Origin of the sequence: Maricaulis maris (assembly GCF_049116555.1) — a bacterium.
GTDB lineage: Bacteria > Pseudomonadota > Alphaproteobacteria > Caulobacterales > Maricaulaceae > Maricaulis > Maricaulis maris_C.
In genome coordinates this window covers 735,441-756,377 of sequence record NZ_JAGDYT010000001.1, presented here as the reverse complement: position 1 = coordinate 756,377, position 20,937 = coordinate 735,441, and the positions used below count along the sequence as shown (strand labels likewise).

Annotated in this window: 22 protein-coding genes and 1 pseudogene; 9 read left to right on the top strand and 14 right to left on the bottom strand. The window is 64.0% G+C overall.

Annotated elements, in window-relative coordinates:
* Both JXQ94_RS03595 and JXQ94_RS03590 read left to right on the top strand, forming a co-directional pair.
* Nucleotides 1-703, top strand: a pseudogene (locus JXQ94_RS03595) (hypothetical protein); the annotation flags it as partial.
* A gap of 184 nt (nt 704-887) precedes the next feature.
* The gene (locus tag JXQ94_RS03590; RefSeq protein ID WP_421922447.1) at nt 888-1,664 is read left to right on the top strand and encodes a hypothetical protein; all 777 of its coding nucleotides are present in this window, start codon (nt 888-890) and stop codon (nt 1,662-1,664) included.
* A 17-nt stretch (nt 1,665-1,681) separates the two neighbouring features.
* On the opposite strand, the gene JXQ94_RS03585 is transcribed toward JXQ94_RS03590, so the two are convergent.
* From JXQ94_RS03585 to JXQ94_RS03525, 13 genes are all read right to left on the bottom strand, one after another.
* Nucleotides 1,682-2,416, bottom strand: a complete 735-nt coding sequence (locus tag JXQ94_RS03585) for a TlyA family RNA methyltransferase (RefSeq protein WP_421922446.1) — start codon at nt 2,414-2,416, stop codon at nt 1,682-1,684.
* A 438-nt stretch (nt 2,417-2,854) separates the two neighbouring features.
* Nucleotides 2,855-4,780: a 1-deoxy-D-xylulose-5-phosphate synthase gene (gene dxs, locus JXQ94_RS03580; protein WP_421922445.1), complete on the bottom strand. Its 1,926-nt coding sequence runs from the start codon at nt 4,778-4,780 to the stop codon at nt 2,855-2,857.
* A gap of 14 nt (nt 4,781-4,794) precedes the next feature.
* Entirely contained in the window at nt 4,795-5,682 is an 888-nt protein-coding gene (locus JXQ94_RS03575; RefSeq protein WP_421922444.1) for a polyprenyl synthetase family protein, read from the bottom strand.
* Between the two features lie 59 nt (nt 5,683-5,741).
* Entirely contained in the window at nt 5,742-6,095 is a 354-nt protein-coding gene (locus tag JXQ94_RS03570) for a tRNA-binding protein (protein ID WP_421922443.1), read from the bottom strand.
* Nucleotides 6,096-6,097: 2 nt separating this feature from the next.
* Nucleotides 6,098-6,346 (bottom strand): exodeoxyribonuclease VII small subunit, encoded by a 249-nt coding sequence (locus JXQ94_RS03565; protein ID WP_295696369.1) that lies wholly within the window; start codon nt 6,344-6,346, stop codon nt 6,098-6,100.
* Between the two features lie 92 nt (nt 6,347-6,438).
* Nucleotides 6,439-7,038: a histidine phosphatase family protein gene (locus JXQ94_RS03560; RefSeq protein WP_421922442.1), complete on the bottom strand. Its 600-nt coding sequence runs from the start codon at nt 7,036-7,038 to the stop codon at nt 6,439-6,441.
* 73 nt (nt 7,039-7,111) lie between these two features.
* Nucleotides 7,112-8,047, bottom strand: coding sequence for a histone deacetylase family protein (locus JXQ94_RS03555; RefSeq protein ID WP_421922441.1), 936 nt, complete (start codon nt 8,045-8,047; stop codon nt 7,112-7,114).
* 436 nt (nt 8,048-8,483) lie between these two features.
* The gene (locus JXQ94_RS03550) at nt 8,484-9,203 is read right to left on the bottom strand and encodes a DUF4386 domain-containing protein (protein ID WP_421922440.1); all 720 of its coding nucleotides are present in this window, start codon (nt 9,201-9,203) and stop codon (nt 8,484-8,486) included.
* Nucleotides 9,204-9,325: 122 nt separating this feature from the next.
* Entirely contained in the window at nt 9,326-10,489 is a 1,164-nt protein-coding gene (locus JXQ94_RS03545) for a helix-turn-helix domain-containing protein (protein ID WP_421922439.1), read from the bottom strand.
* A 91-nt stretch (nt 10,490-10,580) separates the two neighbouring features.
* Nucleotides 10,581-11,453 carry an SDR family oxidoreductase gene (locus tag JXQ94_RS03540; protein WP_421922438.1) on the bottom strand — a complete coding sequence of 291 codons (873 nt, stop codon included), beginning with the start codon at nt 11,451-11,453 and terminating at the stop codon, nt 10,581-10,583.
* Between the two features lie 48 nt (nt 11,454-11,501).
* A complete protein-coding gene (lepB, locus tag JXQ94_RS03535; protein WP_295696296.1) occupies nt 11,502-12,254 on the bottom strand; it encodes a signal peptidase I in 753 nt (250 codons plus the stop codon).
* Between the two features lie 8 nt (nt 12,255-12,262).
* On the bottom strand, nt 12,263-12,583 hold the full coding sequence (locus JXQ94_RS03530; RefSeq protein ID WP_295696298.1) for a YbjQ family protein: 321 nt from the start codon (nt 12,581-12,583) through the stop codon (nt 12,263-12,265).
* Nucleotides 12,580-12,801, bottom strand: coding sequence for a hypothetical protein (locus JXQ94_RS03525; RefSeq protein WP_421922437.1), 222 nt, complete (start codon nt 12,799-12,801; stop codon nt 12,580-12,582). The genes JXQ94_RS03530 and JXQ94_RS03525 overlap by 4 nt, the downstream gene beginning before the upstream one ends.
* Nucleotides 12,802-13,000: 199 nt before the next feature.
* On the opposite strand from JXQ94_RS03525, the gene JXQ94_RS03520 reads away from it, so the two are divergent.
* Nucleotides 13,001-13,384 (top strand): DUF4870 family protein, encoded by a 384-nt coding sequence (locus JXQ94_RS03520; RefSeq protein ID WP_421922436.1) that lies wholly within the window; start codon nt 13,001-13,003, stop codon nt 13,382-13,384.
* A 113-nt stretch (nt 13,385-13,497) separates the two neighbouring features.
* Here JXQ94_RS03520 and JXQ94_RS03515 read toward each other — a convergent pair whose 3' ends face one another.
* Nucleotides 13,498-15,255: an acyl-CoA dehydrogenase gene (locus tag JXQ94_RS03515; protein WP_421922435.1), complete on the bottom strand. Its 1,758-nt coding sequence runs from the start codon at nt 15,253-15,255 to the stop codon at nt 13,498-13,500.
* 154 nt (nt 15,256-15,409) lie between these two features.
* On the opposite strand from JXQ94_RS03515, the gene JXQ94_RS03510 reads away from it, so the two are divergent.
* From JXQ94_RS03510 to yaaA, 6 genes are all read left to right on the top strand, one after another.
* Nucleotides 15,410-16,015, top strand: coding sequence for a YceI family protein (locus JXQ94_RS03510; RefSeq protein ID WP_421922434.1), 606 nt, complete (start codon nt 15,410-15,412; stop codon nt 16,013-16,015).
* Nucleotide 16,016: 1 nt separating this feature from the next.
* Nucleotides 16,017-16,595 (top strand): cytochrome b, encoded by a 579-nt coding sequence (locus JXQ94_RS03505; RefSeq protein WP_421922433.1) that lies wholly within the window; start codon nt 16,017-16,019, stop codon nt 16,593-16,595.
* A 6-nt stretch (nt 16,596-16,601) separates the two neighbouring features.
* A complete protein-coding gene (locus tag JXQ94_RS03500; RefSeq protein ID WP_421922432.1) occupies nt 16,602-17,150 on the top strand; it encodes a YceI family protein in 549 nt (182 codons plus the stop codon).
* A 50-nt stretch (nt 17,151-17,200) separates the two neighbouring features.
* On the top strand, nt 17,201-18,169 hold the full coding sequence (locus tag JXQ94_RS03495) for an L-threonylcarbamoyladenylate synthase (RefSeq protein WP_421922431.1): 969 nt from the start codon (nt 17,201-17,203) through the stop codon (nt 18,167-18,169).
* A gap of 54 nt (nt 18,170-18,223) precedes the next feature.
* Nucleotides 18,224-19,663 carry an FAD-binding oxidoreductase gene (locus JXQ94_RS03490; RefSeq protein WP_421922430.1) on the top strand — a complete coding sequence of 480 codons (1,440 nt, stop codon included), beginning with the start codon at nt 18,224-18,226 and terminating at the stop codon, nt 19,661-19,663.
* A 325-nt stretch (nt 19,664-19,988) separates the two neighbouring features.
* Nucleotides 19,989-20,780 carry a peroxide stress protein YaaA gene (gene yaaA, locus JXQ94_RS03485; RefSeq protein WP_421922429.1) on the top strand — a complete coding sequence of 264 codons (792 nt, stop codon included), beginning with the start codon at nt 19,989-19,991 and terminating at the stop codon, nt 20,778-20,780.
* Nucleotides 20,781-20,937 lie beyond the last annotated feature (157 nt).

Here is a 20,937-nt window from a genome sequence, read left to right as displayed (position 1 = left end):
ACGCCCCGGCACGCATAATCCGGGATCCGGCAGGCCGGGCCTGCACCGTCCCGGTTTCCCGAGCCGCCCCTTCGCCGGCCATAATCCGCGCCGCTGGGACTATGCCCAGCGCCGACACAGTTTCTATCGTGACCAGAACCGACACTCATCGCATCGCCGTTGGGTTCGCCACATGAATCACGGCTGGACCAGCGCGCGCTATTACGGTCGCTGGGGCCCTTCCAGCCGCTGGCGCTATCACACGCGCTATTACGACTACGGCTATTCCAACCGACAATTCGCCTATTATGACGGGATCTGCCGCTATAACAGCAATGGCGACGGCGCCATTGTCGGCGCCCTGCTCGGGGCTCTCGTCGGCGGCGTAGCCGCTAGCGATGACAATGTCGGTGCGGGCATCCTGATCGGTGCCGGATTCGGTGCCGTGCTAGGCGACAGCCTGGGTCGGATGGATAATTGCGACCGGGCGCAATACCACTACGCCATGAATTACGCCTTCGAATACGGCCAGCCTTATTATTGGGGCAATCCGTATTCCGGCGTGCGTGGTTCAATCGTCATCCGCGAGACCTATTACACTGCCAGTGCTGAATGCCGCTGGGGTGATGCTGAGGTCTACATGCCGGACGGGACCTATAGCTATGACCGCGTGCGCATGTGCCGTGACGGTTATGGCGACTGGCAGGTCGCCCGCATCCAGTAACGCGCTCCGGGGACAGACAGTCCTGTGTATGTGGGATTGCGACGGAGAGAGGCCGACCTTCACCGGGTCGGCCTTTTTCTTGCGTAACGTTCATCGAGCCGTTCATCCGCGGCTCATCGACGGCGCGCTAGAACAGGATCAACACCGGCGAAACGCGTCGGACCGACCCTTAATGGAGGTAGAGATGAAATTGCTGACCCCCACGCTTCTGGCCGCTACGGCGCTCGCCGTCACCCTGCCATCCATGGCCCAGGCCCAGACTTACCAGGATTGTGAATCGGCCCGCCAGGACCGTCAGGTCGCCGGCGCGATCATTGGTGGCATCCTTGGCGCCGTGATCGGCAATGAGCTCGCCGATGACAGCAATAACAACCGCCACAGTCGGGACAGCCATTGGGGTCGCGGCCGAGGAAATCACGGCTCGTGGGGTCGTGGCCGTGGCCATCGCTACCAGCACCGTGATCGCGGCAATGCCGAGGAAGTCGGCACTATCGCCGGCGCCGGAGTCGGGGCCGTGATCGGCGCCGGAATTGCCGGTGGCGATGACTGCAATAATCGCGGCCGGGTCAATCACCAGCAGCCCTATTACGGCGACAAGCCGGGGGCGCGCTACTCGGATGCCCGCTACGGCGACCAAGCCTACGGCAATGACGGCTATTACGAGGACAGCTACCAGGCTGGCTACGGCGATAATCGCTACTATGAAGACAACTATTATGATGATGGTTATGCCGACAATCAGGCCTACGCATCATCCGGCACCCTTCTCGGCGGCGCCGACCGTGCGGAGCCGGCGCGCGTCTACAATGCCGGCTCCTACGCCACCAACAGCGCAACCGGCACCTGTCACTGGTCCCAGACGCGTCGCATGGATGCCTATGGCCAGACCGTCACCGACCAGGTCTATATGTGCCAGGGCAATGACGGGATCTGGCGTCCGGCCGACACCTACGGTCAGTAAGGCGCCTGTGCAGCTATTCAGGTTTGAACACGGCGGGTGGCGGCCATAAGGTATTCCTTATTGCCGTCACCGCCCTCTATCGGACTGTCCATGACCGCGCGCACCAAAACGCTTTCCAGCCCTTCGAGGCCAGCCCGAACAGCCGCGACCGCGTCATTGCGCGCCGTCTCGCTTTTCACCAGGCCTCCCTTGCCAATCAAAGCCCTGCCGACCTCGAACTGGGGTTTGATGAGCGCAATCAGATCAGCGGTCGCAGCGCTCAGCGCCAGGGGCCGCTCGATCACCTTGAGCAGCGAGATGAAGCTGGCATCGCAGACCACCAGTGAGGGCGGTTCGGAAAACATCTCTGCCGCCAATGACCTGGCATCGGTCGCCTCCAACGAGGTGACCCGCCGGTCCGCCTGAAGCGAGGGGTGGAGCTGGTCTCGCCCGACATCCACCGCATAGACATGCCGCGCCCCGCGTGACAGCAGGACTTCGGTGAAGCCACCGGTCGAGGATCCCACGTCAAGGCAGACCCGACCCGCCGGATCAATCCCGAACCCGTCCAGCCCCGCCACCAGTTTCAATGCCGATCGTGACACCCAGGGATGGGCTGCTTCAGCGACAATCTCCGCCCCGTCCGCAATCTTCTGTGAGGGCTTGGCAACCGTCACCCCATTGGCGGACACCTTCCCCGCCGCAATCGCCGCCTGCGCCCGTGCGCGGGTGTCGAAATGACCGTGTTCGACGAGGTAGAGGTCGGCGCGCATAAAGAGTTTCCAGCGGGTGGCGTTGGATGGGAGGACAGTTTAGCGGGGGCCGCAAAATGGGCCAGACGGTCGCGCAGGTGGGAGGCCAGGAGCCAAAGCCCGGTCCTGTTATCTCCCGATGCCATCCAACCGTCGTCATCCCACGGCTTGCCCGGGGGACCTCAACGCACCTGCCAGCCGGTTGGCCAGGGTCCCCCGGATGCCCGCTTCGCGGTCCCCGGAGGATGACGGCAGGGGTGTGGATCACTATCTTGGAAACAAGGCGCATGGGCGCACACCCCGCCATACAGCGGTCGCTTCCACCATCGATGAATCACCGGACATCTTGATAGGTCGAGATATCACTCGCCCTGCAACACCTTCCCCGAACAAATTAGCGTCGGTGAAAACCTGACCCGTCCGGATTCCAGGCCAGAGTACAGCGGCCGCCGCCCGCCCCTAACCCGCGATCAGCGCCGCAGCCACACGCTCGGCCGCCGCATCATCCTTGCCCATGGCTTCCAGCGCCTTGGCGGCGATGTGGCGGGCGTTGAGGCCGGCGGTGTCATACATGTCGAAAGGCGCTTCCTGGTCCTGGAAGATATCCGGCAGGGTCATGGTGCGCACGCGGAGGCCGCGGTCGAGGGCGCCCTTGTCGGCCAGCATGTGCAGGACGAAGGCGCCGAAACCACCCCTTGCGCCTTCTTCCACCGTGATCAGGACTTCATGCTCGCGCGCCAGGCGCAGGATGAGGTCCTCATCGAGCGGTTTGGCGAAGCGGGCATCGGCGACCGTGGTCGAGAAGCCCTGGATAGCGAGCGCGTCGGCGGCCTTGAGGCTTTCCTCCAGGCGGGTACCGAGTGAGAGAATGGCGATGCGCGAGCCCTCACGAACGATGCGGCCCTTGCCGATCTCCAGCGCGTCGATCACATCCGGCATGTCGACGCCGGTGCCATTGCCGCGCGGATAGCGGAAAGCGGACGGGGCATCGTCGATCAGCGCGGCCGTCTTGACCATGCGCGAGAGTTCAAGCTCGTCGGCGGCGGCCATCACCACCAGGCCCGGCAGGGCGCCAAGATAGCCGACATCGAAACTGCCGGCATGGGTGGCGCCGTCGGCGCCCACGAGGCCGGCACGGTCGATGGCAAAGCGCACGGGCAGTTTCTGGATCGCCACATCATGGACGACCTGGTCATAGCCACGCTGCAGGAAGGTGGAGTAGATCGCCGCAAAGGGTTTCATGCCGTCGGCGGCGAGACCGGCAGCGAACGTCACCGCATGCTGTTCGGCGATGCCGACATCGAACATGCGATCCGGGAAGCGGTCCCCGAACAGGTCGAGCCCGGTACCGCCCGGCATCGCGGCCGTCACGCCGACCACACGGTCATCGGCCTCCGCCTCACGGATGAGCTGCTGGGCAAAGACCTTGGTATAGGACGGCGCGGCGGCCTTTGATTTCTGTTGCTCGCCGGTGATCACATCGAACTTGGCGACGCCGTGATACTTGTCGTCGGCCGCCTCGGCCGGGGCGTAGCCCTTGCCTTTCTGGGTCACGACATGGATCAGGACCGGGCCGTTGTCGCCGTCGCGCACATTGCGCAGGACGGGGACAAGCTGGTCGAGATCATGACCGTCGATCGGGCCGACATAGCGAAAGCCCATTTCCTCGAACAGCGTGCCGCCCATGGCCATGCCACGCATGTATTCCTCGGCCCGGCGGGCCGCTTCCTCAACGCGCAACGCCTTGGCGACGCCCTTGCCGAGCTTGCGGATGGAGCGATAGCCCTGCGAAGAGACCAGGCGGGCAAAATAATGGCTCATCGCGCCGACCGGCGGAGCGATGGACATGTCATTATCGTTCAGGATGACGATCAGGCGGCCACCGATATGGCCGGCATTATTCATTGCCTCATAAGCCATGCCAGCCGACATCGAGCCGTCACCGATCACCGCGATGACATTGCGATCCTCTGCCTTGAGATCACGACCGACCGCGAAACCAAGGGCGGCCGAGATCGAGGTCGAGGCATGGGCCGCACCGAACGGGTCGTACGCGCTCTCCGACCGTTTGGTGAAGCCGGACAGCCCACCCGGCTGGCGCAGGGTGCGGATGCGGTCGCGGCGCCCGGTCAGGATCTTGTGCGGATAGCATTGGTGGCCGACATCCCAGATCAACGTATCGGTCGGCGTATCAAAGACGTGGTGCAGGGCCGTGGTCAGCTCGACCACGCCAAGCCCGGCTCCCAAATGACCGCCCGTTACCGAGACGGCATCAATCGTTTCCGCGCGCACTTCATCGGCCAGCATCTTGAGCCGGTCGAGCGGCAGATTCTTGAGATCTGCCGGCGCGTTGACGGTGTCGAGGATCGGGGTCTTCAGTGCCATGGGCATCTGGCCTTTCACGAGCGCCGCGCGAGGATGAAATCCACGGCCTCTCTCAAAACATCTGCTCGCGCACCAAAAGGTTCAAGGTGTTCCTTGGCCTGTGCGGCCAAGTGCCGCGAACGGTCGCGCGCGCCTTCCACTCCCAGAATGGTGACGAAGGTGGCTTTTCCTTGACCGGCATCCTTGCCGACCGCCTTGCCCGCTTCGCCCGCATCGCCCGTGGCATCCAGGAGATCATCGGTTATCTGATAGGCCAAGCCGAGATCATGGGCAAACCCTTCAAGCGCCCGGCGCACACTCTCCTCGACATCCTTGAGGATGGTGGCGCTCTCGACCGCGTAGGAAATCAGCGCGCCCGTCTTCATCCGGTGCATGCGGGTGACCACGGAAATGTCAAACTGCTCGGTCTCGGCCCGAATATCGATCATCTGCCCGCCGACCATGCCATAGGGCCCGGAGGCCCGGGACAGGCGTTCGACCAGGCGCGCGCGCACCCCGCCGCGCTGATGGGTGTCCGGGTGGGCGAGAATCTCGAACGCGATCGATTGCAGTCCGTCACCGGCGAGTACGGCGGTGGCCTCATCATAGGCCTTGTGCACGGTGGGACGACCGCGGCGCATGTCATCATCATCCATGCAGGGCAGATCATCATGGATGAGCGAATAGGCGTGAATGCATTCCAGCGCGCACGCGGCGCGCAGAATGCCGCGCTCCTCGGCATGGATGAGATGCCCCGCCTCGATCACCAGAAAGGGACGCAGACGCTTCCCCGGACCGAGCGCGGCATAACGCATGGCAGAATTGAGATGGGCTTCGGGGCCCTCGGCGCGAGGCAGCAGCGCATCGAGCGCGACCGTAACGCGGTCGGCATGCTCATTGAGTCGCTGTTCGAAATTGTCCATCGACCTGCCTGCTCCACTCCGCTTGCGACCGGGTGATGCCGGGCGCCGAGCCTGTTCGTCTAGTGCAATCGTGCGCCATCGGGCACGGACTGGTCCGGCGCCATGAGCACGATCTCTCCTGTGCCATCAGAAACGCCGAGTGTCAGCACTTCCGAGCGCATCGGACCAATCTGGCGCGGCGGAAAATTCACCACCGCCAGGACCTGCCGTCCGACCAGCGCGTCCGGCTCATAATGCGCGGTGATCTGGGCCGAGGAGGTCTTCTCACCCAGCTCGGCCCCGAAATCGATCCACAGACGGATGGCCGGCTTGCGGGCTTGCGGAAAGGGTTCGGCCCGCACGACCGTGCCGATCCGGATATCCAGCTTGAGGAAATCCTCGATGGAGGCCAGTCCGGGCGCGTTGTCCGCCATGCCTAGTCGAGCCCGGCCGGTTCGGTTGCCGGCTGACCGTCTTCGCCGCGGACGATCTTCTCGACCTTCAGCTCGGCAGCCTGCAGCTTGCTGTCGCAATGCGCACGCAGGGCTGCGCCGCGCTCATAGATCTCGATCGAACGTTCGAGCTCGACCTCTCCGGATTCAAGCTGGCGGACGATGCCTTCCAGCTCGGCGAGCGCTTTTTCAAAGCTCAGGGTCGCAATGTCGGCATGCGGCTCGGACGCCATCCTGTCTCTCCGTCATGGCTCGGGGTCGATATTCGCGATCACCATAGAAAGCCCGGTCCGGCGCGGCAATCGCCCGTTCAGTCAGACGACCGTCAGTTGCCGCGATACTCATAGCGACGCCAGGACCAGTAGCTGTCGCCACCATCGCGAACACAGACCCAGCCGGAGGCCTTGAGATGCGGACGCATCATGCGGTTGAACCAGCCATGGGCGCAGCACACGACCGGGCCGTTTCCGGCCGCCTCGATCAGACGTTCGACGGCTCGACCGGCTCGCGCATCGGCCTCGACGCGGCTCTCCCGGCCACGAGACTGGCCCAGCCACCAGGTGCAGCGGGCAAACACGCCCCAGGTCTTCGCCATGAAGCGACCCGGCCAGGGTGGCGGGGGCAGTTCGGCTTCGACGAAATCCTGCTCGATCACCAGGTCACGTCCCGGCGCGACAGCCTGGGCGGTCTCGATGGCCCGGCGAAGGGTGGAGGCGAAGATGGTGCGGGCTTCGACGGCCTGGGCCTTCAGCGGCTCTGGCGCGAGCTGTCCTTCAACCAGCGGTGCCGGCTGATAGATATTGTCCCACCAGTCCTCATAGCCGCGCCAATCCATCATCGCCTCGCGATTCGCGAGGGGCTGGCCGTGTCGGGCAATGGTAATCGAGCCGGGCCGCTTGGGCGTGGCGGGAGTGATATCGGTCATGCAGTGTCACGGTCGCGCGCGGGGCAAAAGGCCTCAAGCCGGTGCGCCCCGACGCAGCCTGGCAGAAAAGGGTTCACGCCTCGGACAGCGCGCCGACATAAGCCGCCGCCGATCGCCCCAGGGCCGGACAGTCGTAGCCACCCTCCAGCACGGAAACAAGCCGGGAATGGGCAAAATCGCGAGCAATCCCAGCCAATTGCCGCGCAGCCCACGCATAGTCATTGCTGCGCAGGCCCCAACCGCCGACCGGATCATCCGCATGGGCGTCGAATCCGGCCGAGACCAGGACCAGTTCCGGACGCACCCGCTGGAGCGCCGGCATGAGCTGGGTTTCGAAGCGGGCCCGCCATTGCGCGCCGGTGGTATCCGTCGGCATCGGCATATTCAGTACATTGCCGCCCAGACCGGTTTCGCTCTCCGCTCCGGTCCCCGGATACAGGGGGGCCTGGTGCAGGGAGGCAAAGAAAACCCGCGGGTCGCGCTCGGCCAGGCATTGCGTGCCATTGCCGTGATGCACATCGATGTCGATGATGGCCACGGACTCAAGGTCATGCACCTCCAGCGCATGCGTGGCGGCGATGGCGATCGTGTTGAAAAGGCAAAACCCCATCGCCCGATCGGGTTCGGCATGATGCCCGGGTGGTCGGGCCAGGACGAAGCCGGCACCGCCCTGCTCCGCCATGACCGCGTCAACGGCTGCAACCGCCGCCCCAGCGGCACCAAGGGCCGCCGCCGCAGAGCGATCACAGACCAGCGTATCGGGATCCAGGGCCACCCACTCGCCGGGATCGGCCTCGGCGCTGGCACTGAGGACCCGGTCGACATGGGCGGCAGAGTGGAAGCGTGCCAGATCAGGCATTCCGGCCGGGCCGGAATTGTCCATCCAGTCGCATCCAGGCAGCGCAATCAGCGCTGCGCGCGCCGCCTCATAGCGACCGGCATGCTCGGGATGCCCGGCGGGAACGGCATGAAGGCGGCTGGCGGGGCTGTCGAAGATCGTGGTTTTCATAGCGCCTACCTTGCGGTGATTGCGATGCGCTTTCCAGTCCCGACCGGGGCCGGCGGACCAACGTACCGAACCGACCTGGCCGGCTCAGAAATTATAGGAAGACCCGCCCTGGATCCAAGCCAGCGCAAAGCCGATGGCGACGCCGGCTATCACCACCACGCTGATCCACCCGCTGCCTGATCGCGTCCGCATCATCCCGCCCTCATTGTCTGGTCTGACAGGAATGAAAATAGTGGTGAATCAGATTCAGCCAACGCCTAAGTTGTGAGTGCTGACAAGAACTTACACAGGGTGTGACGGCAATCACACCCTGTGATTGGAGGTTTGCGTGCCCTGTTTTCCAGACCGGAAGGCCCTGGCAGGCCGGTGAAGCGGCGACGTGCGGCCGCGGTTCACCGACATGACAGGACCGTCGGCTTGCCGGATCAGCGGCGATCTAGGCGGCCGTCTTGGACCGGCCGAACCAGTATTTGGTATTGATCCCTGCGAACAGCAACCAGAACGCGGCAACCCATTCAAACAGACTGCCCGGGATGAAGAACAGCATGACGTGCTCCCGCACGGACGGGAACAGGACGATCACGCCGGCGAGCGTTCCGATCACCAGATAGGTGACCATGCCCCAGACTGCCAGCCATCGCGGGATGAAGCGCGCCCGGAAGAACAGGGCGAAGTAGAGAACGCCACCAACGGCCATCGGGATCAGGAGGAAGTAGATCGTCGACCCGTACACATCGCGCAGGAGCGTCACGAGCGCTGACCGCTCCTCACCGGAAAATCCGGGGCTCAGATCGGGGTTCATGACGGCTGCAAAGGCCGCGTATTTGAAGACGATGAAGGTCGCGCCCATGGCGCCTTCGATCAGCCGGCAGAACGCGCCGACCAGGGCCGTCCCCTGGCTGACCGGCTTGAGGACGGCATACATGGCCGCCGCCGACACGACGACGAAGGTATACATCACCATTTCAGCCAGAAATCCGGTCCGGAACAGGAATTCGTCCCCCGCCGGCGGCGCTTCGCCACTCAGTAACGTACTGAGCCCGGGGATTGGGCCGAAGGTGATGTACACCCCGGCGAGGCTGTAGCAGAGATAGGATAATCCGGCCAACCGAGCCATGCGGCGAACGGAGTGTTCGGAGTGTTGTGATGCAGACATGGCGTGAGCGCCCCCGTCGGTTAAACGTTGATCCAGGCAGGTGGTGAACACCCGCGTCCCGGTTTTGGGGGAAAATCAGCCTGTCTGTCGTCCGAATGGGGCCATTCGGACATCGCGCGGCATCAATGCGCGGCGTTTTCCAGGCCCTTCGAGCGCGCACTGCGCGCCTCTGCGCGATACTGGCTCGGCGGAGCGCCGACATGCTTCTTGAACGCCGCATTGAATGTCGAACGCGAATTGAACCCGACCTCCAGGGCTATCTCCAGCGTGTTGCGTTCGGTCTCGCTCAATAGTCGCTTGGCCTCATCGGCCCGGTGCAGGTTCACAAAGTCGAAGAAATTGATGCCCAGATGCTGGGAAAGCGTCTCGGAAATATGGTTCTTGGTGACCCCGGTAATGTCGGAGAGCGTACGCAGCGACAACGTGCTGTCGGCATAGAGTTGGTCCGTCTGCAGAGCCTGTTTCAGCTTCGCCGCGGTCCGGCTCATGCGCTGGTCCGTCAGGATCGGACGCCGGGCCGCCACCTCAGCCCTGGGCTCTGCCCGGGACGGAAGGTCAGGCTGCCGAACGCCCAGAAAGCCGAAGGCGGCGATCGCCAGAGCTTCCGTGAAGGCCAGCAGAATGTTGAAGACCGGGAAGGATGTACCGGTCAGCCACAAGACCTGCTTTATCGCGAAAAACAGCCAGGCACCGGCAAAAACCAGAAGGATCATGCGCAGCCAGTCCAGCGACCGGCGTTCGATATTGGCAAACTGCTCCATCATGCGCTGCCTGTGCCGCATCTGCAGTCTGAGCGCCGTCACGAGGTAGGCCGCGGTAACGGAAAGAAACAGGACAAGCGACGCGGTGCAGGTAAAAACGGCAATCCGGAAATGGTCCGGATTGCGGGTGGCCGGATCCACCAGTGCGAGCTTCTCTTCCGCACTGAGACTTGCAAAGGGCACGGTGACGAGAATGGCCAGGACCGGGCCGAGCAGCACCATCCAGTCACGCCCGCCAAAGCCCGGTTTCTCGGTCGAGACAAGGGCGCGGGCAAAAAAGTAGACGGATGGGCCCAGCAACATCTTGAAGACGAATTCAGCGCCCACCAGGTGCGGCGCGAGCCGATAGGCATCCGACACGACGAGGAGCTGACCGAGCACATGGGCCAGAAGCGCGAGCAGGGCCATGCAGAAAAACACGGTCCGGTCACGCCGCTGACCCCGATGGGTCACCGCCATCGCAAGCGCGAATCCGATGGATCCGGCCGCGATCGCGTAGGCCATGGTCAGGAAGGTGTCGGTCATCGGAAGGACTTTCCGACAAATCCCGCCATACGGCAATCACCCGGCCTGCCATGCGCGTCGCGCATCGACCGGGAGATTGCCGCCAGGCCGATCAGTGTGCCGCAGGGATCTGCATGATCTTCACGCCGGGAGGCGCGGCGGGTTCTTCCGGCACGAAAAAGTCGGGCAGGAGCTCGATCGACGGGTCGTAGGAATACTTGTCGAGATCGCGCTCACCCTCATCCCACAGGAAGCTGTCATCGATGATGAAATTCCCGGTGAACTCGGCCGCCGGCTTGTTGAGGACGGCATAGGCGGTGTCCGCCAGGATCTCCGGCTTGCGGCAGCTCTTCATCGCCTCTTCGCCGGCCAGGACGTTGGAGATCGCCGCCGTGGCGACAGCGGTCCGCGGCCAGATCGCATTGGCGCCGATCTTGCCCTTGAATTCCTCGCCCCAGCCCAGGATGCACAGGCTCATCTGATATTTCGCCGAGGTATAGGCGACGTGCGGACCGAACCACATGCCGCGCATGTCGAGCGGCGGGGCCAGGGCGATGATGTGCGGGTTTTCCGCCTTCATCAGATGCGGCAGGCATTTCTGCGTGGTCAGGAAAGTGCCGCGACCATTGACCTGGTGCATCAGGTCATAGCGCTTCATCGGCACATCGGCCGTCGGCCGCGGGTAGATGGCGGAGGCATTGTTGATGACAGCGTCGATACCGCCAAAGCGCTCGACCCCGGCCTCGACCGCGGCTTCAACCTGGGCCTCGTCACGGATGTCACACTTGACGGCCAGCGCCTGGCCGCCCGCCGCCTCGATCGCCGCGGCGGCTGTGTGGATCGTGCCTTCCAGGCGCGGATCCACCGTGTCCGACTTGGCCGCGATGATGATATTGGCCCCGTCGCGGGCACAGCGCTCACCGATCGCGAGACCGATACCGCGAGACGCGCCGGTGATGAATATGGTTTTTCCCTTGAGGCTCATGCGGCTCTCTCCCCGATCTTGTTGTGTCGGGGAGAGACTAGAGCGGTGCTACAGCCCGCGCCAGACCCGGCCGGTCGGGCAATGCAGGCCCTGCTCGCGGCGGCAACGCTCGAGGGTGAAGAGAACCGTCTCGGCCCGGCCGACAACATTTTCCAGCGGCACGAAGCCCGGCCCGCCCGACGCACGGCTGTCACGCGACGCGTCGCGATTGTCACCCATGGCGAAGACAGTGCCCGGACGTACAGTGACCGGCCCGAAATCATCGAGGTCGTAATTATCGCCGCGCTCATAGATCGGGTGCTCACGATCGCCCGGCAGGATTTCCGTGTAATGGCTGACGGTGACCGCCGTGCTGGACCGATCCTCGCGATAGGTGCGCACATCTTCCAGCATGCGAGGCGCGACCTCGCCATTGATATAGAGACGGCCTTCGCGCACTTCGATCACATCGCCTTCAATGCCGACGACCCGCTTGATCAGATTACGCGCTGGCGACTGGTTCTCGTCGCGGAACACGACAACATCCCCGCGCCGCGGCTGCGACCAGGCAAGTCGGCCATTCCAGCTGTCAGGCAGAACATAACCCAGCCCGAGCGGCAGCGAATGGACCGAATAGCCATAGGCCCATTTCGACACCAGAACCCGGTCGCCGACTTCCAGCGAGGGCTGCATGCTCTCGGACGGAATGTGGAAAGCCGCAAAGCCAAAGGTCACCAGACCAAGCCAGACAGCAACAACACCGGCAATGAACCGGCCGGTTTCCAGGATTTCGTCGGCCGCACGGCCAGCAAGACGCTTCATCAAGGGACTCATTTCAGTTTGACAGCCGTTCCATAAGCGAGGATTTCCGCCGCGCCTTCCATGACCGATGAGGTCGTGAGTCGCAGTGTCACGATCGCGTCAGCGCCCAGCTCTTCGGCATGCTTGGCCATGCGGTCGAGAGCCTGCTCGCGGGATTCGGACAGGAGATTGGTATATTCGGGGACTTCGCCGCCGACGAGATTGCGCAGCCCGGCGATGAAATCCCGGCCAAAGAAGCGGGCCCGAACCACATTGCCTCGGGCGACGCCCACAACGCGGTCAATCTCGCGCCCCGGTACCGTGTCGGCCATGGTGACGATCAAACTCATTCCTCTTCCCCCTCCAGGAGTGACGGGGCCGATTGGGCCCGCCAATACATCAATGCCAGTCCGAGCGCCGGACATCCGGTCGCCGCCAGCCACCAATAGCTGGCCGGATAGGGCAAATGCCAGCCCGCCAGCAATCCCGCAGCCAGCAGGCCGAGATAGAACAGCCCGCCGCCAATCAGCAGGGCCGGGATCAGGATATCGAGCATTCTGGCTAACACGAGCTGAACAAGTCCTGACTGTCAGTGTTGATGTCTTCGATACGTCGAAATGTCCCCACAACCAAGAAGCCCGCCTGTCCATGACGGTATTTTAAGCTGTCGGCGTGGCCGCAAGGTCGCAGGGGATCATGTCCCCCGCTGTCCCGCTTGGACGCCCGCTCCGCCTCTGGCATGTTTGGCAGGTAAGGAGATTTGCCAGATGTCAGATACAATTATCGAGCCCGGTTCCAGCCGTTCGGCAGACCGCGACGACAAGTTGTTCGCCGGGCTGAACTATGTGCTCTTCCTGGTCGGCAATATCATCGGCATTTCCAGCCTGCTGGCGGTGATCATCGCCTATGCAAGGCGCGAACAGGCACCACACTGGCTGCAGTCGCACTACACCTTCCAGATCAAATCCTTCTGGACCGCCGTGGTCGGCATTGTCGCGTGTACGCTGATGATCATGACCGTCATCCTCGCCCCCTTCGGCCTGTTCGGGCTGCTCTTGGTCTGGGTGTGGATGCTCATCCGCGGCGTGGTCGGCCTGGTTCGCCTCCTCGACGGACGTGGCCACCCCAATGCCGACGCGATGTGGGTCTGAGCCAGCGCCCTGATCGCCGCGGCGATTTCATCTGTCGGGCGACGCCTCCGCTCACTGAGCGACACAAGCCAACCGGCGTCCTCCCCCCGGACGGGGGGCGGAAAAGCGCCCCGCTAAAGCCCGAAACCGACCTCGTCGATCATGTCGGCGCCCATGGTGATGTCGTCGACGCGTGACGGCGCCAGGCTCAGGACGGCCTCGGCAAAGAAATTGGCCAGGGCGATGCGCTGGGCGGCGAAAGCCGGATCGCCGACATTCTCCTTCTGGCGGCGACGCGCAGAAACGGCACCGACGCACAACAGCCATCCGCCAACCGTCTCACCAGCCAGGGTCAGGAAGGGCGTGGCACCAGCCAGACGGTCCTTCATGTCGGCCTCGGCCAGCCAATCCGCTGCCTCCTGCAGGGCTTCCAGACTGTCACGCAGACGCTCACCGAGCGGCGGCAGGTCCGGGTGGGAGGAGGTCAGGCAGCTCTCGATGGTCTGGTCGATATCGGCATAGAGCTCATCGAAGGCCGCGCCATCCGCCATGGACAGCTTGCGGCCGACCAGGTCGATGGCCTGGATCGCGTTCGTGCCTTCATAAATCGGTGTGATGCGGGCATCGCGCAAATGCTGGGCGGCGCCGGTTTCCTCGATATAGCCCATTCCGCCATGGACCTGGATATTGGCCGAGGCGACCTCAACCCCGATATCGGTCGACCAGGCCTTGGCGATCGGGGTCAGCAATTCCTCGCGGCGCTTGGCGGCGGCCTTTTCTTCGGCGTCGTCGGAATAATGCGCGAGATCGGCGGATACCGCGCAGGAAATGCAAATGGCGCGCGAGGCGGCGATCTTGGCCTTCATCAGGGACAGGGTCCGCTTGATATCGGGATGATGAATGATCGCGTGCGGGGCCGGGCCCTCCGCGTCGAATGCCTTGCCCTGCTTGCGGTCCGCCGCATAGGCGAGCGCCTGCTGATAGGCACGCTCGGCAATGCCGACGCCCTGAACGCCAACATTGAGACGGGCCGAATTCATCATCGTGAACATGCAGCGCATGCCGGCATTTTCGCCACCGATCAGCCAGCCGGTCGCGCCGGCATATTCCATGGTGCAGGTCGGCGAGCCATGAATGCCTAGCTTGTGCTCCAGACCGATCGCCTTGAGCGAATTGGTCGCGCCGTCTGGCAGGACTTTCGGCACGATGAAGAGCGAGATGCCCTTGGTGCCGGACGGCGAATCCGGCGTGCGCGCCAGAACGAGGTGAATGATATTGTCGGCGCAATCATGATCACCCCAGGTGATGTAGATTTTCTGGCCGGAAATTGCCCAGCTGCCATCCGGGTTGGGCTCGGCCTTTGTGCGCAGCGCGCCGACATCGGAACCGGCAGAGGGTTCGGTGAGATTCATCGTGCCTGACCATTCGCCGGTGATCAGCTTGGGCAGATACATCGCCTTCTGCTCATCCGTGCCATGCGCGATCAGCGCCTCGATGGCGCCATAGGTCAGCATCGGACCGAGACCGAATGCGAGATTGGCACCCTGGATCATCTCCAGCACGGCGACGCCGAGCGCACGGGGCAGGCCCATACCCCCATGATCGGCCTCGAATTGCAGGCCTTGCCAGCCACCCTCGACAAATTGGGCATAGGCTTCCTTGAAGCCGGTCGGCGTGGTCACCATGTCATTGGCCAGCTTGCAATGCTCGGCATCACCCACCTTGTTGAGCGGCGCCAGCACGCCTTCGGCGAGCTTGGCGGCTTCCTCCAGGATGGCGCCGGTGAGATCAGAGGAGAAATCGGGAAAGGCTCCGGTTGCCTTCAGCCCTTCCACGGCCGCCACTTCTTCGAGCGTGAAACGCATTTCATCGACGGGCGCGCGATAGGACATGGACGGTCTCCTCATGGATTGCCTGAACGGCATTTCTTGTGGGCCGCAACATAGCTCCAACATCGTGTGAAGCGAATCCGGAAACAGTGTTTTGTCCATCCCGGCGCGAGGTGTGGCTTTCACGCGACGGCGGTTCGCCTCATATAATGGAGGCATGATGACCTTGCTCCGCCTCCTCGCCCTCGCCGGCTGCCTGTCCCTGGGTGCCTGCCTGACGCCGACCACTGACCCGCAGCGCCTGCCCGCAGGCGAGTGGGCGCTCGACACAGCTCATGCGAGCGTGACCTGGCAGGTCCGGCATATGGGGCTGAGCTGGTATACGGGCCGCTTCGACAGTCTGGACGCCCGGCTTGATTTCGACCCGGCCCGACCGGACGCGGCGCAGCTGACTGCCTCAATCGATGCGGCCTCCATCTCCACCGGCGATCCCGCCTTCGACAGCGACCTCGCCACGGGGTGGCTGCATGCCGACCGCAGCCCGCAAATCCTGTTTGAGAGCACCAGCATCCGGCTCACCGGTGAGACCTCGGGCGCGGTGACCGGCAATCTCACACTGAACGGCGTCACCGCGCCGGTCACACTCGACGTCACCTTCCATGGCGGGTTGACCAATCCGCTGGAAGGTCGCCCCGCAATCGGCTTCAGCGCCGACGGAGAGCTCGATCGCGACACGTTCAATGTCGGCAATTTGCCACACAGCATTGTCGGCCCGACTGTGCGTATCCTGATTGAAGCGGAATTCCTGAGAGAGGGAGACTGAGATGTCGGACTCACAGCGTTACACCGGAGTGGCCATCGCCCTGCATTGGGTCCTCGCCGTCCTTCTGGTTGGAATGGTCTTTTACGCGTGGAATATGGAAGAGCTGAAGGAGACGCTTTTCGCCGGCGGTGATGTCACGATCAGCGAGGTGCAGTTCGCCTACAACATGCACAAGACGGTCGGCCTGTTGATCCTGGCCCTGTCCGTGGGGCGCCTCGCCTGGCGCCTGACCCATCCCGCCCCTGCCCTGCCCGAGGGCATGGCGAGCTGGGAAAGACTCGCGGCAACAGCCACGCATTGGGCCTTCTATGCGATCATGATCGGCCTGCCGCTCGGTGGCCTCGTCGCCGCCTCTGCCGCCGAACCGCCCACCCTCCTGTTCAACAATCCCGATCTCGTCCTGCCCAAGCTGCCGGTGCCGCAGACCGAAGGCTTCCAGAGCGTCACCGGCAGCGTGCACGGCGCCGGCGGCTGGGTCATCCTCGGCCTGCTCGGCCTGCATGTTGCCGCGGCTCTTAAGCACCAGTTCATCAACAAGGATGGATTGATCGGCCGCATGATCCCCTTCCTGAAAGGATAAGTCCCGATGTTGCGTACCGCCCTCCTCGCGCTTGCCAGCGCCGCCGCACTCAGCCTGCCGGCCATTGCCCAGGACTGGTCGGTCGATCATGACGCCTCCAGCGTCGGCTTCGAGACGACCGTGTCCGGCGGGGCCGTCAGCGGTGCCTTCGAGACCTGGACCGCGGCGATCACCCTTGATCCCGACCATCTGGATGAAGCGCGGATCGAGGCCAGCGTGACCACGGCCAGCGGTTCGACCGGCAATCGCCAGATGGATGACAGCATGCTGTCCAATTCCGGCCTCAACCCGATCGATTACGAGACGGCGAGCTTTGTCTCCGAAGATATCCGCGCCACGGACACCGGCTATGAAGCCCATGGCATCATGACCATGCGCGGCAGTGAGCAGGAGATGGTGATGCCCTTCACGCTCGAGATTGCCGATGGTCGCGCGGTCGCTGACAGTCGCTTCACCATCGCCCGCGCCGATTTCGGGGTCGGTGGATCGAGCTGGGGTTCCGCGGCGGCCGAAGTCACGCTCGTCATTCATGTCGAAGCCGATGCGGCGGAATAACTTGCCGCCGGCGCTTGCATGACTGCCCCGCCAGGCGCTAGCTCATCGCCATGAGCGCATCCGTCACATCTGCCCCGATCAAGCCGGCCAGCGACCCGGCCGTGATCGAAGAGGCCGCCGCCATCCTCAAGGCTGGTGGCCTGGTGGCCATGCCGACCGAGACCGTCTACGGCCTCGCCGCCAATGCCGGCAATGCGGACGCCGTTGCCCGCCTCTATGCCGCCAAGGGCCGGCCCCGTTTCAATCCGCTGATCGCCCATGTCTCCGGTCCGAACATGGCCTGGCGCCTGGCGGGCTGGCCGGACATGGCGGATCAGCTGGCCGAGAGTTTCTGGCCGGGTCCGCTGACCCTGGTCCTGCCGAAACGCCCGGACGCGCCGATTGCCGACATTGCCAATGCCGGACTCGACTCGATCGCCCTTCGCGCACCGCGCCATGCCGCGGCCCAGGCGCTGATCCGCGCCTTTGACGGGCCCTTGGTCGCTCCCAGCGCCAACCCGTCCGGCGCCATCAGCCCGACCACCGCCGCGCATGTTGCCGAGGGCCTGGGAGACCGGATCGATCTCATTCTCGATGGTGGTGCCTGCCCGGTCGGACTGGAATCAACCGTCGTCGCCTTGTTGGGCGGCACACCGACCCTGCTGCGGCCCGGCGGGCTGGCGCGGCGGCAGATCGAGGCGATCACCGGTCGCCTTGCCGAACCGGGGTCCGACAAGACCCTGCTCGCGCCCGGCATGATGAAGAGCCATTACGCGCCCAATGCCGCCATGCGCCTGAATGCGATCCAGGCGGAAGACGGCGAAGTCCTGCTCGGCTTTGGCGCGATTGCCGGCGACCTCAATCTGTCGCCCGGTGGGGATCTGGCCGAGGCCGCAACCGGCCTGTTCGCGGCCCTGCGGGCGCTGGATGCCAGGGGCGCGGCGCGGATTGCGGTTGCGCCCATCCCCAATGAGGGCTTGGGTGAAGCCATCAATGACCGGCTGCAACGTGCCGCCGCGCCCAAAGACGACCTGATCTGACCCCAAACGCCTGCCCCCAAACGCCTGACCTCGAACGCCTGACCGGACCCCGCCATGACCGTCACCGACATGCCCGCCGATGCCCTGACTGCCACGCCGCTGCCAGCCGACCTTCTCGACCAGCTCAAACAAGTCCTCGGGCCAAAGGGCTGGTCCCGGGACGCGCATGAGCTGGCGCCACATGTCGCCGACTGGCGCGGTCGCTATCAGGGCGCGACCCCGATCCTGCTCAAACCGGCCACGACCGAAGACGTCGCCGCCTGCGTGCGCCTGTGCCACGAGGCGGGCGTGGCCATCACGCCGCAAGGCGGCAATACCTCTCTGTGTGGCGCCGCGACCCCGATGGGCGAAGTCCTGCTGACCCTCAAGCGCATGACGGCCGTCCGCGAGGTCGATGTCGACAATGACTCGATGACGGTCGAAGCCGGCTGCGTACTGGAAAACCTGCAAAACCTGGCTGCCGACCACAGCCGCCTCTTCCCGCTCTCGCTGGGCTCGCAAGGCTCGGCGATGATCGGCGGGCTGATCTCGACCAATGCCGGTGGCGTGCATGTGCTGCGCTATGGCATGACCCGCGAGCTGGTCCTCGGGCTGGAAGCCGTCCTGCCCGACGGCACGATCTGGTCCGGGCTGACCGGCCTGCGCAAGGACAATACCGGCTATGATCTCAAGCAATTGCTGATCGGCGCCGAGGGCACGCTCGGGATCATTACCGCCGCCACACTCAAACTCTTCCCGCGCCCGGCGCGGATGGAAGTCGCCTTTTGCGGCCTCAACAGCGCCGAGGATGCGGTCAAATTCCTCGGCCTCGCCAAGCAGGTCTCCGGCGGCGCTGTAACCGCGTTCGAACTCATGCCCCGCATGGCGCTCGAGATGGTGCTGGACCATGTCCCCGGAACCCGCGACCCGCTGGAGGGTGAGCACGCCTGGTATGTGGTCTGTGAAATGAGTTTCGGTCGCGCCGATGGCGCGCGAGAGACTTTGGAAGACGCCCTGGGTCAGGGCTTCGAGGCCGGTCTCGTCGCCGATGCCGCCATCGCCGAGAATGACAGCCAGATCCATGATTTCTGGCGCCTGCGCGAAACCATCGCCGAAGCGGAACGCGCCCACGGCAAGGCGGTGAAGCACGACGTCTCGATCCCGGTTTCGAAAATGCCGGCCTTCATGGCCAAGGCCACCGAGGCCGTGGAGACGGAATTTCCCGGCGCCCTGGTGATCGTTTTCGGCCATGTCGGCGATGGCAATGTCCATTTCAACGTCGCCGCCCGCGAAGCCGGTGCGGATGACGCCTTCCTCGCCCAGGCCGCCCCGCTCTCACGCCTCGTCTACGATCTGGTCGACAGCTTTGGCGGCTCGATCTCGGCGGAACACGGCATAGGCATTTTGAAGCGTGCCGAACTGGCCAGCCGCAAACCGGTCGATGTCGCGGTCATGCGGGCGATCAAGACCGCGCTCGACCCGAAAGGCATCCTGAATCCGCGGGTCTTGCTGTAGGGCCCGGCATCAGATTCCGGCAGGTTGGGTGCATCTGCAGCAACGGAAACTGGAGCCTAGTGCCGTTTAGCGCGCAGGAAGACGGGCGCCGCGCGCAGGGCTTGCCATAGATCGCTTGTCAGCCAGCAGGCCGTATGCGGCAAGCGGTCTATGGGGTGGTTTGCGCCGGAGGCGCGGAGGGTAAGGGGATTGATTTTGTCTGCCCCGACTGCCCCAACATAGACGCCCCCTATCCCCGCCATAAATCATTTCAGCACGGGAAACCGCAGCCTCAACTGGAAAGCAGGCGCGGCCATCCCTATCCTTGGGGACAAGGAGATTGCCCATGCTGATTCTGCTCTCGCCCGCCAAGAACATGAATTTCGACGCCGTCGGGCGCGACCTGCCGGCGACCACGCCGGACCTGATCGACGAGACGCGGATCCTGTCCAGGACCACGCGCCAGCTGACCACTCCCAAGATCAAGGCGATGATGAAGATCAATGATGATCTCGCCCGCCTCAACCGCGAGCGCTTTCAGGCCTTCGATGCCGACGAGCCCGGCGTGAAGCAGGCCGCCTTTGCCTTCAATGGCGAGGTCTATCGCGGGCTCGAGGCACACACGCTCTCGGCAACCGATCTCGACTGGGCCCAGGATCATCTGCGCATCCTTTCGGGCATGTATGGCGCGCTGAAACCGCTCGACGGCATCCACCCCTATCGCCTGGAAATGGGCCGCAAGCTGCACACCCGGCGCGGCGAGAACCTGTATGACTTCTGGGGCGACAGGATCGCGAAAGAACTCAACAGCCTGCAGGCCGACCGCGCCGAGCCGGTCATCCTGAATCTCGCCTCGAACGAGTATTTCAAGGCCGTGGACAAGAAGGCGATCAAGGGCCGCGTCATCACCGCCACCTTCAAGGAAGAAAAGGACGGCCAGCTGCGCGCCCTGATGGTCTTCGCCAAGAAGGCCCGCGGCATGATGGCCCGCTGGGCGATCGAAAACCGCATCACCGACCCCGCCGACCTGGTGAGGTTCGATCTCGGCGGCTACCGCTTCGAGGCGGACGGTTCGAGCGAGGGTGATATGCTGTTTACGCGGCCGCAGCCGGCAGCGGCGGGGAAAAAGGCGGCTTAGGGGCACGTGGTCAACGCGCCGAAATGCCCGGTTTGCCAGTTCACGCTGGAATTTGAGCCATACGAGCGCGAGCTTCCGTCATTCGAAATCTGTTCGTGCTGCGGCACGCAGTTCGGGTACGATGACGCCGCGGCAACGCATCTGGAATTGCGTGCAA